We start from the raw sequence: 12,961 nt of genomic DNA, 5'->3' as shown, positions 1-12,961 counted from the left end.
GCCGATCTCGCCGAAAGTACGGAGCCGCACCCGATTCGCGAATCGGGTGCGGCTCCGGTTCCGCTCAGCGCAGGGTCGCCGTCAGGTGCGGGTATCCCTTCTTCGGGTGGCGCAGCGCCAGATCCCACCCGCCTTCTGCCTGGTCGGCATACAGGTTGACGGTGGAGGGCAGCAGGATCGGCTTACCGAACTTGACCGAGTACGTGGTCTGCTCCGGAATCCGGCCCTCGACCGCGCCGAGAACGGTCGCCGCCGACCACATGCCGTGGGCGATCGACCGCGGGAAGCCGAACGCCTTGGCGCCCAGCGCCGACGTATGGATCGGATTGTGATCGCCCGACGCGGCCGCGTACCGGGTGATCGTCTTCTGATCCACCCGCAGGGTGCGCAGCGGCGGCGGCGGAACCTCGTCCGGCTTCGGCTCCTGCTTCGGCCCGCCCGACAGCGAGGTGCGCTGCTGGTGCAGGAACGTGGTCACTTGGTGCCACACCAGCTCCCGGCCCACCTTGACGTCGCTGATCGCGTCCACGAGCAGACCCTTGGGGTGCTCGCGCAGGTTCTCGATGTGCGTGCGAATGTCCAACGGCTCGCTCACCGAGATCTCCCGGGTGCGCTCGATGACGTTCTGCGCGTGCACCGCGCCCACCGCGACGAACGGGAAGTCCCGCGCCACCACCAGCTGCATGGCCAGTGGGAAGGTGAGGATGAACGGATAGGTCAGCGGGAGCGCGTCGCCGAACCGCAGGCCGGTCGCGCGGCAGTAGGCGGCCAGATGATCCGGATCGACCCGCAGCCCGTCGAGCTGCACCGCCCGGTCCGGCAGCGCCGGCTTGCGCGCCGACAGCAGCGGCACGGCGCCGAGCGCGGCCTTGACGAACAGGCGGCTGTTCTTCGGCGGTTCGGTGAGGCTGATCACCTCGGTCTTCTCCTTGCCTGCCGGAGCCTGGGTCATCATGCTCCGATCAGGCTCTGCCCGCAGACCCGCACGACGTTGCCGGTCACCGCGTTCGACGCCGGGCTCGCGAAGTAGGCGATGGTCTCGGCGACGTCCACGGTCTGGCCGCCCTGCAGCAGCGAACTCATCAGCCGCCCGGCCTCGCGGGTGGCCAACGGGATGGCGGCGGTCATGGCGGTCTCGATGAAACCGGGCGCGACGGCGTTGATGGTGATGTTCTTCTCCGCCAGCTTCGGCGCCTCGGCGTTCACCATGCCGATGACGCCCGCCTTGGAGGCGCCGTAGTTGGTCTGCCCGCGGTTGCCCGCGATGCCCGCGATCGAGGACACGTCGATCACGCGGCCGCCCTCCTTCAGCGCGCCCCTGGCCACCAGGCCCTCGGTGATCCGGTGCGGCGCGGCGAGATTCACGTTGATGACCGCGTTCCACCGGCCCTCGTCCATGTTCGCCAGCAGCTTGTCGCGGGTGATGCCCGCGTTGTGCACGATGATATCGATGCCGCCGAAACGCTCGGTGGCGAACTCGGCCAGCTTTTCCGCCGCGTCGGGCGCGGTCACGTCGAGCGCGAGCGCGGTGCCGCCCACTTTGTTCGCGGTCTGCGACAGCGCCTCGCCCGCGGCCGGGATGTCGGCGACGATCACTTGGGCGCCGTCACGGGCGAACACCTCGGCGATGGTCGCGCCGATGCCGCGCGCCGCGCCGGTCACCACCGCGACCTTGCCGTCGAGCGGGCGGTCCCAGTCGGCGGGGGCGCTCGCGTCGTCCTTGCCGACCCGGATGACCTGGCCGTCGACGAACGCCGACTTGGCCGAGAGCAGGAAGCGCAGGGTCGACTCCAGGCCGGTCGCCGTGGCGGACGCCTCCGGATGCAGGTAGACCAGTTGCGCGGTGGAGCCGCGAAGCAGTTCCTTGGCCACCGAGCGGGTGAAGCCCTCCAGCGCACGCTGAGCGATCTGCTCGTCCACGCCGGAAGCCAGTTCGGGGGTGGTGCCGATGACCACGATGCGGCCGGACGGGGTGAGGCTGCGCAGGGCGGGCTGGAAGAACTCGAACAGCTGCGAGAGGTCCTCGATGGTGCCGATGCCGGTGGCGTCGAACACCAGGGCGCCGTACTTGGTGCCCTGGCTCAGCGCGTCGGCGAAGGTGTAGTCCGACAGCAGGGCGCGCACCGGCTCGGCGACCCGGCCCTTGCCGCCGATCAGCACCGGGCCGGACAGCGGCGGCTCGCCCTTGACGTAGCGGCGCAGCGTCTCCGGCTTCGGAAGGCCGAGCTTGCCGGCCAGGAACGCGCCAGGCGCGGAGTGTACGAACGATCCATAGAGGTTGGGAGCACCCTTGCTCTTGCTGGCTGCCACTATTCCTACCTTTTCTGAGTTCTGTCTCTCGGGTCTGGGGTATCGCCCCGGCGTGGTCTGCTGGCGCACTTTTGCGGGGGTACGTGTCGACATTAAACTTACTCCAGAGTAAGTTTAATGTAAACAACCGCGACGGGGCGCCGAGCAGCGCGGAAATGTCCGCGTTCGACCGGGCCGCCGGGACACCCATCCACGAGACCTTGGAGACTCGAGTGACTAGCAAAGCCCGTTCGGCGAAGAGCATCGCCAAGACCGGTAAGACCACCCGTCCGGTCGCGATCGTGGGCGGCAACCGGATTCCGTTCGCTCGCTCCGACAAGGCGTACGCGCACGCCTCCAACCAGGACATGTTCACCGCCGCGCTGGACGGGCTGGTCAGCCGTTTCGGCCTGCAGGGCGAGCGGCTCGGCATGGTCGTGGGCGGCGCGGTCCTGAAGCGGGTCGGCGAGCACGGCCTGATCCGGGAGAGCGTGCTCGGCAGCAAGCTCAGCCCCTACACCCCGGCCCACGACCTCCAGCTGGCCTGCGGCACCGGCCTGCAGGCGATCGTCACCGTCGGTGACGCGATCGCGGCAGGCCGGATCGAAGCAGGTGTGGGCGGCGGCACCGACACCACCTCCGACGCCCCGATCGGCGTGAGCGAGGGCATGCGCGAATGGATGCTCGACGCCAACCGCGCCAAGACGAACAAGGACCGTCTCAAGCTGGTCGGCCAGCTGCGCCCGAGCATGCTCGGCATCGAGATCCCGCGCAACGCCGAGCCGCGCACCGGCTTGTCGATGGGTGAGCACGCCGCCATCACCGCCAAGGAATTCGGCATCCCGCGCGAAGCCCAGGACGAGCTGGCCTACCTGTCGCACAAGAACATGGCGGCCGCCTACGACCGCGGTTTCTTCGACGACCTGATCACGCCGTTCCTCGGCCTCACCCGCGACGACAACCTGCGGCCGAACTCCTCGATCGAGAAGCTGGCGACGCTGAAGCCGGTCTTCGGGGTCAAGGCGGGCGACGCGACCATGACCGCGGGCAACTCCACCCCGCTGACCGACGGCGCCTCCGCGGTGCTGCTGTCGAGCGAGGAATGGGCCGCCGAGCGGAACCTGCCGGTGCTGGCCCACCTGGTCGACAGCGAGGTCGCGGCGGTCGACTACATCCACGGCCCCGACGGTCTGCTGATGGCGCCGACCTACGCGGTGCCGCGCCTGCTCGCCCGCAACGGCCTGACCTTGCAGGACTTCGACTACTACGAGATCCACGAGGCCTTCGCCTCGGTGGTGCTGGCCACCCTGGCCGCCTGGGAGTCCGACGCCTACTGCAAGGAGCGCCTCGGTCTCGACGGCGCGCTCGGCTCGATCGATCGCAGCAAGTTGAACGTCAACGGCTCGTCGCTGGCCGCGGGTCACCCGTTCGCCGCCACCGGCGGCCGCATCGTGGCCGCCACCGCGAAGCAGCTGGCCGAGAAGGGCTCCGGCCGCGCGCTGATCTCCATCTGCGCCGCGGGCGGCCAGGGCGTGGTCGCCATCCTGGAGCGCTGAGTCGCGTCCACGTGGTCCGGCCGGAATTCCGGCCGGACCACCTTTCGTCCCGGCCTATTTACCGGGGAGTTCGATGTGCCCGCCGAAGGCTTTGCGCATCGCCGAGAGCACTTTGTCCGCGTACAGCGCTTCGCCCCGCGAGGAGAAGCGCGCGAACAGCGCGGACGACAGCACGGGCACGGGCACACCGGTGTCGATGGCGGCATCGATCGTCCAGCGGCCCTCGCCCGAGTCGGACACCCGGCCGCTGTAGGAATCCAGGTTCGGGTCCGCGTGCAGGGCGGCCGCGGTCAGATCCAGCAGCCAGGACGCGACCACCGACCCTCGACGCCACACTTCGGTGATCTCCGGCACATCCAGGTCGTACTGGTAGTACTCGGGATGCTCCAGCGGCGTCTCCTCCGCGGAGAACTCGCCGCTGTGCTCGGCCCCATAATCGGCCCGCCGCAGAATGTTCAACCCTTCGGCGTAGGCGGCCATCGCCCCGTACTCGATGCCGTTGTGCACCATCTTCACGAAGTGGCCCGCCCCCACCGGCCCGCAGTGCAGATAGCCCAGCTCGGCCGTCGACGGTTCGCCGGTGCGTCCCGGTGTCCGTTCCGCCGCCTCGAGGCCCGGCGCGATGGATTTCAGCAGCGGGTCCAGGTACTTCACCGGCTCGGACTCGCCGCCGATCATCAGGCAGAAACCGCGAGTCAGGCCGAACACCCCGCCCGAGGTGCCGATGTCGACGTAGTGAATGCCCGCGGGCTTCAACCGTTCGGCGCGCGCGAGGTCCTCGTGGTAGCGGCTGTTGCCGCCGTCGATGACGATATCGCCCGGGTCGAGCAGCTCGGCGACCTGGTCGATCACCGCGCCGGTCGCGCCGGCCGGGATCATCACCCACACCACGCGCGGCGTCTCGAGCATGCCGACGAATTCGGTGAGATCGGTGCTTCCACGGAAGCGGTCCCCGAGTTCCGTGCTCAATTCGTCGATGTGCGCGGAGTGACGCTCGTATCCGACGGCGGTGTGTCCGTCCCCGACGACGCGACGCACGATGTTCGCACCCATCCGGCCGAGGCCGATCATTCCCAGCTGCATGCCATCCATCTCCTCGTGTAAGCGAAGTCTTGCCGCGGGGTCGTCTCGATTCTCCCGCGTGGGATCGGTCACGGTTCGGCGCGCGGATGTAACGCCGCCCGCACAGACCCGATAAACAGGTCGGCTCCGCGCAGTTGCCAGACCCCCGACCCGGCAACTGCGCGGGCCTCTTTGTGTGGTGTACCCGGTTCTCCGCGTGGGATGTGCGCTGTGCCGACCACTGTCGGCGGAACCGTTATCTTGGTGGGGACTCGCATCGGCGCGGGTCCACAATTCAATCGAACGGGGAGGACGGTTCGTGACGAGCCAGCCGAGCACCGGAGGACGCGGCCCACAGCCAGGGGGCGAAGTCGGATGGCGCCAGCTCCTCGGGGCCGAGCGCCCCCAAGGATCGGACCGGTCGGTCGCCTGGAGTGGCGACGAACAGCTCACTCAGCCTTTGCAAACTACCCGGCGCAGGCCCGCGCCGCCCGCACCCCGCCGTGCGCCCGCGCGTCGCCCGGTCTCCACTCCGCCGCGCAAGCGCCTGGACCGCGCGACCGTGCGCCGCGCGGGTATCGCGGTCGGCGCCGTGCTCGCGGTCGCGGGACTCGGCTACGTGGTGGACTTGGTGATGTCCTCGGGGGAGGTGCCGCGCGGCACCGTCGTGGCAGGCGTCGACGTGGGCGGCATGGACACCTCCGCCGCCGACGCCCGGCTGCGCGCCGAACTCGAGCCGAGGGCGGGGCGGGAACTGCCGCTGCGCATCGGCGACGTGCAGACCCGCATCGTGCCGAGCGCTGCCGGACTCGGTGTGGATTGGGACGCCACCTGGTCGCGGATCGGCTCCCAGCCGCTGAATCCGTTCACCCGGCTCGCCTCCTTCGTCACCACCCGCGATGTGTCGATCGTCAGCGCGATCGACGAACCGGCGCTGGATCGTCAGCTCACCGAGTTGCGGGTGCACGATCGGGCTTCGGTCGACGGCACCGTCACCTTCGACAAGGCCGAACCTGTTGCCGTCCCGCCCGTTCCGGGGCGGGTCCTCGACGTGGCCGCCGCACGCACGGAATTGGCCGACCGGTGGGTCACCGGGTCGACGGTGGACTTGCCGGTCGTCCCCGCGCCGTTGCAGGTGCGTCCGGAGGCCGTGGACAAAGCCCTGCGCGAGGTCGCCCAGCCCGCCGTGCGCGCGCCGATCTCGTTCGCGGGCAAAGGCGGCTCGGGCAAGCTCGATCCCGAGCAGATCGCGTCCGTCCTGGCCTTCGCGCCGGACGGCCAGGGCGGTCTCGCCGTGTCGGTGAATCAGGACGCCGCGATCGGTCTGCTCGCGCCGCAGCTGGCCACCACGGAGGTCGAGCCGAAGGACGCGACGTTCGCGGTGTCGGGCGGCAAGCCGTCGGTCGTGCCCGCCGTGGTCGGCGACAAGATCAACTGGCCGAAGACCTTCGAACAGTTCACCGCGCTGCTGGTCGCACCGGGCGAGCGGACCGCCCAGGTGGTCTACGAGCGGATCGAACCGAAACTGACCACCGAGGCCGCGCAGGGGCTCGGCGTGATCGAGCCCGTCGGCTCGTTCACCACCGGCGGTTTCAGCGGTCCCTCCGGCGTCAACATCCGGACGGTGGCCAAGAAGGTCGACGGCGCGATCGTGAAGCCGGGAGAAACGTTCTCGCTCAACGATTTCACCGGTCCCCGCGGCACCGCCGAGGGCTACGTGGAATCCGGCATCATCGACCACGGCCGCCCGAGCACGGCGGTCGGCGGCGGCATCAGCCAGTTCGCCACCACGCTCTACAACGCGGCCTATTTCGCCGGCCTGGAGGACGCGGGCCACACCGAGCACAGCTACTACATCTCCCGCTATCCCGCCGCCCGCGAAGCCACCGTGTTCGACGGCGCGATCGACCTCAAGTTCCGCAACAACACCCCCACCGGCATCTACATCGAAACCGTCGCGACCAGCACGGATATCACCGTCCGCCTGTGGGGCACCAAGACGGTCGAGGTCGAATCCATCACCGGCGAGAAGACCAAACCGACCGAGCCGAACACCATCACCCTGCCCAAGGGCAAGGACTGCATCGCCTCCGAGGGCGCTCCGGGCTTCACCATCTCCGACACCCGCGTCATCACCGACCGGAAAACGGGCCGCGAAGTCTCCCGCAAGACCCGCACGGTGAAGTACGACCCGATCCCGGTCGTGAAGTGCGAGTGAGGGCGTAACCTCCCGCGCGCCGGGAGCGAGTCCGCCCGGTCAGTCGCCGGACCGGGCGGACGCTCGCAGCCTCACAGCGGAGTTCTCATCAGCAGCACGTTGTACTGAGTGTGCTGCGTGACCAGGAAATAGAGATCGCGGCCGGTCTGGTAGGGGTAGATCATGGGCGCGTACGCGGTGGGGAGAGAGCGGGCGTCGATCAGGACGCGGGGTTCGCTCCACGGCCCTTCCGGCGCGGGCGCGGTGCGCAAGACGACGCTGTTGGCCGGGTCCGTGGTCAGCATGACGTACTGGCCGAGGTAGTCGTTCCACATCACCGAGAGTTCGGCGACGCCGCCGACGACGGGAGCCGCGGCCTTGGCATCGGTGGGCTTCCACTCCTTGCCGTCCCAGTACGCGTAGGCGTCGATATTCGCGATATCGGATTCCTTCGCCCGAGAGACGAATCCGGGGTTGTTGCGGCCCGCGGGCGTGCCGTAGCGGTAGACGTGGCCGCCCGCTTTCAGGAAGGCGTTCTGCTGGAAGTTCTCGTGGCCGTCGACGTTGGCGCGCCGGGTGTGGGTGAGCTGCGTCCAAGTGGTGCCGCCGTCACCGGAGGCGGCCAGGGTGGAGAAGTTGGTCTTCCACTTCCCGTGGTCGCCCCATTCGCGGACCGACATCAGGCTCATGTATTGCACGCCGCCCACCGCGATGCCCGCGGTGGGGATCAGGCTGATCTCGATGCCCGGGATCTTGGGGCTGGGTAACGGATTCGGGACCACGTCGTCGAAAAGGATGCCCTCGGCCGGGTTGTGCGAGGAACTGCGGAACAGCACGTTGCTGGTCCACGCCCAGATGCTGCCCGCGAGGAGATTGGGAACGCCCAGGCCCGCGCTGTCGCCGAAGGCGGTGATCATCCGGCCGTTGCCGTCGTCCCACATGATGCCGAGGTCGGTGCCGAGCACGTTGACGCTCTGCGTGCGGTTCGGGCTGTCCATGCCGGTCACCTGGAACACCGCTTCGGTCGGTCCGGGCAGTTGGGGCAGGCCGTGAATACCGTTGAGGGCCGGGATCGGGATGACGTTGTTCGGATCGGCTCCGGCGGGCGCGGCCGCGGCCACCGCGAGGACCGCGGCGAGCGCGCCGGTTCGGGCGAGGGCGGACAGCGATCGGCTCATGCTGGGTCATTCTGCCCGCTCGCCGTCGCGCTGTCGCCTACATCCGCGCCCGAGCCTCGGGCGTTCGACCGATCGTCACCAGCCGGAAAAGCCACCACGGGCGTTCCGGGAGTTCGGGGCTGTAGACCCGCATGCTCATCGTGCGGACCCGGCCCGTGGCGAGCTCGCGCACCTGCAATCGGCGGCGCGGGATGTCCGCGGCGTGGACTTCGGTGGTCCACATGCGGTCCCAATCAGGGGAGCGGCGGCAGCGTTCGGCGATCTGCTCGACGCGCTCGCGCGGGGCGAGGGGGGACAGGAAGCGGAAGGCGTCGACGAGCAGATGCGCCTCCACTGCCCAGTCCACCATCACCCGTCGCGCCGCCGCGTCGAGGAACATCCACTCCAGCACGTTCCCCCGGGCCACCGCATCCGGGAACACGCGCTGGTAGGCGGAATTGGCCTCCACCAGATCCTGCGTGGGCATCCGTTGATAGCAGGACGGGTCGGGAAGGCTGTGCAGGTCGGCTCGATCGTCCGGAGTCGGCGTGTCGGGGCCGGGTCCGTAGGCCGCCGCGAAGAAGCTCGGCTGGGTCAGTGCGACGATGTGCTTGCGGTACCAGATCGGCACCTCGAGCGCGTCGAACAAACGCTGCAGCAGTGGGTGATTCGGCGCTACCGCCCCGGTTTCGAGCTGGTCCAGCCCGGCCTCGGTGAGTCCGGCGCGGGCTGCGAGATGGGCGGCCGTCAGCCCCGCGGCGAGGCGTCGTTCGCGCAGATAAGCGCCGATGCCAGTTGCGTTGCGCGTCACCTCGGGCACCTCTGCCGACATGTCCTTTGTCGAACTATGTGAAGCGGAAGGTTTCTGTGGCCTCCCGGGAGCACGCAATCTACCGGAGAGGATCGGCGTCGAGCGGTGATCGAACGTCACGAAACGACAAATGTAGACGACAACGGCCCGGAGAAGATCTCCGGGCCGTTGTGCTGTTTGCGGCTGCCTCGCCGTCGCTCGATCCGCGGACGGACTACCGCGTCATCGAGACGGGCGGGCGCGCGTCAGAACGCGGCTTCGTCCAGCTCCATGATGTCGTTGTCCAGGTTGGACAGCACCGCGCGGGTGGCGGTCAGCTCCGGCAGGATGTTGCGGGCGAAGAACTGCGCGACCGCGATCTTGCCGTTGTAGAACGCCTCGTCGGCGCCGGTCGCGCCGTTGTCGAGGGCCGCGATGGCGACCTCGGCCTGGCGCAGCAGCTGCCAGCCGATGAGCAGGTCCCCGACCGAGAGCAGGAAGCGCACCGAACCCAGGCCGACCTTGTACAGCTCGCTCGGCTGCTCCTGCGCGCCCATCAGGTGGCCGGTGAGCGTGGCGGCCATGGCCTGCACGTCCTCCAGCGCCGTGGCCAGCAGCTTGCGCTCGCCCTTCAGGCGACCGTTGCCTGCTTCCGCGTCGATGAACTTCTGCACCTGCCCGGCCACGTGGGCCAGGGCGACGCCGCGGTCGCGGGCGATCTTGCGGAAGAAGAAGTCCTGCGCCTGGATGGCGGTGGTGCCCTCGTAGAGCGAGTCGATCTTCGCGTCGCGGATGTACTGCTCGATCGGGTAGTCCTGCAGGAAGCCGGAACCGCCCAGGGTCTGCAGCGACTCGGTCAGGTACTGGTAGGCCCGCTCGGAGCCGACACCCTTGACGATCGGCAGCAGCAGGTCGTTGACCCGCGCGGCCAGGTCCGCGTCCGCGCCCGAGACCAGCTGCGCCACATCGGCGTTCTGGTGAGCGGCGGTGTAGAGGTACACAGCCCGCAGGCCCTCGGCGTACGCCTTCTGGGTGGCCAGCGAACGGCGCACGTCCGGGTGGTGGGTGATGGTCACGCGGGGCGCGGCCTTGTCGGTCATCTTGGTCAGGTCGGCGCCCTGGACCCGCTCCTTGGCGTAGTCCCGCGCGTTCAGGTAACCGGTCGACAGGGTCGCGATGGCCTTGGTGCCCACCATCATGCGGGCGTGCTCGATGACGTCGAACATCTGCGCGATGCCGTTGTGCACCTCGCCGACCAGCCAGCCCTTGGCCGGGATGCCGTGGCCGCCGAAGGTGACCTCACAGGTGGCCGAGACCTTCAGGCCCATCTTGTGCTCGACGTTGGTGACGAAGACGCCGTTGCGCTCGCCCAGCTCACCGGTCTCGTGGTCGAAGTGGAACTTCGGCACGAAGAACAGCGACAGGCCCTTGGTGCCCGGTCCCGCGCCCTCGGGGCGGGCCAGGACCAGGTGCATGATGTTCGGGAAGAGGTCGTCGGAGTCGGCGGAGGTGATGAACCGCTTGACGCCCTCGATGTGCCAGGTGCCGTCTTCCTGCTTGATCGCCTTGGTGCGGCCGGCGCCCACGTCGGAACCGGCGTCGGGCTCGGTGAGCACCATGGTGGCGCCCCAGCCCTGCTCGGCGGCGATCTGCGCCCACTTCTTCTGCTCGTCGGTGGCGTTGTTGTAGAAGATGTTCGCGAAGCCGGGGCCTGCGGCGTACATGAAGGCGGCAGGCTGCGCGCCCAGGATCAGCTCGGCGACGGCCCAGTAGGCCGCGCGCGGGATCGGCAGGCCGCCGAGCTCCTCGGCGATGCCCAGCTTGTCCCAGCCGCCGTCCTGCAGGGTGCGGTAGCTCTTCTTGAACGATTCGGGCAGCGTGACCGTGTGGTTCTCGGGGTCGAAGACCGGCGGGTTGCGGTCGGCGTCGGCGAACGACTCGCCGAGCGGACCTTCGGCCAGGCGACGTACCTCGTTGAGCATCTCCTTCACGGTGTCCGTGTCGAGATCGCCGTAGGCGCCGCTGTCCAGGATCGACCCGAGGCCGAGAACCTCGAAGAGGTTGAACTCCAGGTCGCGGACGTTGCTCTTGTAGTGACCCATTGTCAGTACTCACTCTCCGTTGAGTTGGTGCGGTCGGTATGGTTGCCGTTCCCGCCCGTTGTTCGCTCCACCGGGTAGTCGTCGCCGGTTTTCCGCATGCTACTCGCGGGTAACTTATGTAACATATTACCGGCCGGTAATGACTGCGCAAAGAGCTGAGCAGGCAATGTGACGAGTTTTACAGTGTTTGATTTGCCGCGCCTTCGCGCGGCGGGTTCGCGGCCCCCCTGGTGGCTCGCGTTCGAGCGACCGCCGCTTGCTCGTTCGTCGCGGACGCGGCGGCCGCTCGGACGCGAGCCGGGCCGCGAACGGCGGATGCTCGGTCTCCTTCGCTCGACGCACCCAGCGCACTTCGACCACGTCTTGCATGCGAAAGGCGAGTCGGACCGGGGGGCATGGCGTCGGGTTCGCCGCACGGCATAGCGCAGCGTGTGGTGGCCAGGGCTGTAGTCCGGACGGCGCGTCAGGGCAGGTCGATAGCTGGGAGCGGCGGCGCGGGCTCGCGGTGTTGTGGAACCGGCGCGGCAGAATGACTTCGATGCGGATCGAGACGAGTGCCGGGCCGGCTGAGGTCGAGCTCGAACAGCCGCGTAGGCCGGCGTTTCTTCTGCTGCTCACGCATGGCGCGGGTGGTGGGGTGGAGGCGAAGGACCTGCTCGCGGTGCGAGATGCCGCGCTGCGGTTGGGGGGCGGGGTCGCGCGGGTGGTCCAGCCGTATCGGGTTGCGGGACGGCGTGCGCCGGGGTCGGCGGTCAAGCAGGACGAGGCGTGGCTGGAGGTCGTCGCTCGGTTGCGGGGGCGCAAGCGCATTCCGTTGATCCAGGGTGGGCGTAGCAACGGGGCTCGGGTGGCCTGCCGTACGGCGGTCGCGGCACGGGCCCGTGGTGTGCTCGCGCTCTCGTTCCCCCTGCATCCGCCGGGCAAGCCGGAGAACTCGCGCCGGGACGAACTGCTCGCTCCCGGCGACATCGAGGTGGTGGTCGTCAACGGAGCCAACGACCCGTTCGGCATTCCCGATCCCGCCGACGCCGCGGAGGTCCGCGTCATCCCGGGACAGCCGCACGCCTTCCGAGCCGGGTTCGACCTGATCGCCGCGACCGTCACCCCGTGGCTGGAGCGCTGGTCCTGACTCCCTACTCGGCCGGGCGGGTGGCGATGACCAAGGCGTCGATCGCGTCGCCCGTCTCGGTGGGCCGGTAGACGCGGTCGGCGAGGCGCACGCGCACCTGGCTCGCCGCCGCCAGGGGGCCCAGGTCGGCGACGATGTCGTCGGGAGTGAAGAGGATGGCCGGGTCCTGCGGCCCGCCACAGCCGTCGGTGATGTTGGTGGTGTCGTGGCCGAGCACGAGCAGGGTGCCCTCCGGAGCGAGCAGGCCGGCCGCCTTGCGGACCAGCGCGCGGCGCGGTTGCGCGGGCAGGTGCAGAAAGACCATCAAGACGAGTTCGAACGGCCCGGTGATACCCGCCTCGTCCAGGTCCGTGACGTCGGCGCACTGCCAGGTGATGCGACTGCGGACCGAGCGGGACAGGCGCGACGCCACGGTGCGGCCCTTGTCGATGCCCACCTGGGAGTAGTCGACGGCGTGCACCTGCCAGCCGTGCGTGGCGAGCCACAGGGCGTTGCGGCCCTCCCCGCACGCCAAGTCGAGCGCGCGGGGGAACTCCGGCGCCTCGCCCTCGGGCGTGGTCTGCAGGGGCGCACGGCGTTCCAACCCGTAGACGTGCTCCACCACGGTGTTGTTCGGCGGTGCGCCCCAGACCAATTCCGTTTGCGCGTAGCGCTCGTCCCAGTCGGCCGCATCCATATC

Annotated in this window: 10 protein-coding genes; 3 read left to right on the top strand and 7 right to left on the bottom strand. The window is 69.1% G+C overall.

The genetic code is table 11. The features are described from left to right. Positions 1-64: 64 nt before the first annotated feature. Both GVY64_RS25300 and GVY64_RS25295 read right to left on the bottom strand, forming a co-directional pair. Positions 65-955: a MaoC family dehydratase gene (locus GVY64_RS25300; protein ID WP_236567163.1), complete on the bottom strand. Its 891-nt coding sequence runs from the start codon at positions 953-955 to the stop codon at positions 65-67. Next, positions 952-2,310, bottom strand: a complete 1,359-nt coding sequence (locus GVY64_RS25295) for a 3-oxoacyl-ACP reductase (RefSeq protein WP_159846233.1) — start codon at positions 2,308-2,310, stop codon at positions 952-954. Before GVY64_RS25295 ends, GVY64_RS25300 begins: the two co-directional genes overlap by 4 nt. 212 nt (positions 2,311-2,522) lie before the next feature. On the opposite strand from GVY64_RS25295, the gene GVY64_RS25290 reads away from it, so the two are divergent. Beyond that, positions 2,523-3,845 carry an acetyl-CoA C-acetyltransferase gene (locus GVY64_RS25290; protein WP_159846230.1) on the top strand — a complete coding sequence of 441 codons (1,323 nt, stop codon included), beginning with the start codon at positions 2,523-2,525 and terminating at the stop codon, positions 3,843-3,845. A 54-nt stretch (positions 3,846-3,899) separates the two neighbouring features. On the opposite strand, the gene gnd is transcribed toward GVY64_RS25290, so the two are convergent. Beyond that, complete coding sequence (gene gnd, locus GVY64_RS25285; RefSeq protein ID WP_159846227.1) at positions 3,900-4,928, bottom strand: phosphogluconate dehydrogenase (NAD(+)-dependent, decarboxylating); 1,029 nt, start codon at positions 4,926-4,928, stop codon at positions 3,900-3,902. Between the two features lie 439 nt (positions 4,929-5,367). On the opposite strand from gnd, the gene GVY64_RS25280 reads away from it, so the two are divergent. Further along, positions 5,368-7,125 (top strand): VanW family protein, encoded by a 1,758-nt coding sequence (locus GVY64_RS25280; RefSeq protein ID WP_236567162.1) that lies wholly within the window; start codon positions 5,368-5,370, stop codon positions 7,123-7,125. Between the two features lie 71 nt (positions 7,126-7,196). Here GVY64_RS25280 and GVY64_RS25275 read toward each other — a convergent pair whose 3' ends face one another. The 3 genes from GVY64_RS25275 to GVY64_RS25265 all read right to left on the bottom strand — a co-directional run bounded on the left by GVY64_RS25275 (position 7,197) and on the right by GVY64_RS25265 (position 11,153). Further along, complete coding sequence (locus GVY64_RS25275; protein WP_159846221.1) at positions 7,197-8,282, bottom strand: DUF4185 domain-containing protein; 1,086 nt, start codon at positions 8,280-8,282, stop codon at positions 7,197-7,199. A gap of 37 nt (positions 8,283-8,319) precedes the next feature. Beyond that, positions 8,320-9,072, bottom strand: coding sequence for a helix-turn-helix domain-containing protein (locus tag GVY64_RS25270; RefSeq protein WP_236567161.1), 753 nt, complete (start codon positions 9,070-9,072; stop codon positions 8,320-8,322). A gap of 245 nt (positions 9,073-9,317) precedes the next feature. Beyond that, on the bottom strand, positions 9,318-11,153 hold the full coding sequence (locus tag GVY64_RS25265) for an acyl-CoA dehydrogenase (RefSeq protein ID WP_159846215.1): 1,836 nt from the start codon (positions 11,151-11,153) through the stop codon (positions 9,318-9,320). Between the two features lie 538 nt (positions 11,154-11,691). Between GVY64_RS25265 and GVY64_RS25260 the strand changes: the two genes are divergently transcribed. Next, a complete protein-coding gene (locus GVY64_RS25260; protein ID WP_159846212.1) occupies positions 11,692-12,282 on the top strand; it encodes an alpha/beta hydrolase family protein in 591 nt (196 codons plus the stop codon). Between the two features lie 4 nt (positions 12,283-12,286). Here GVY64_RS25260 and GVY64_RS25255 read toward each other — a convergent pair whose 3' ends face one another. Continuing rightward, a complete protein-coding gene (locus GVY64_RS25255; protein ID WP_159846209.1) occupies positions 12,287-12,958 on the bottom strand; it encodes a class I SAM-dependent methyltransferase in 672 nt (223 codons plus the stop codon). Between the last annotated feature and the right edge of the window lie 3 nt (positions 12,959-12,961).

Origin of the sequence: Nocardia sp. CY41 (genome assembly GCF_009829325.1) — a bacterium.
In the GTDB taxonomy this organism is placed as follows: domain Bacteria; phylum Actinomycetota; class Actinomycetes; order Mycobacteriales; family Mycobacteriaceae; genus Nocardia.
This window is presented reverse-complemented; position numbering and strand designations above follow the sequence as displayed.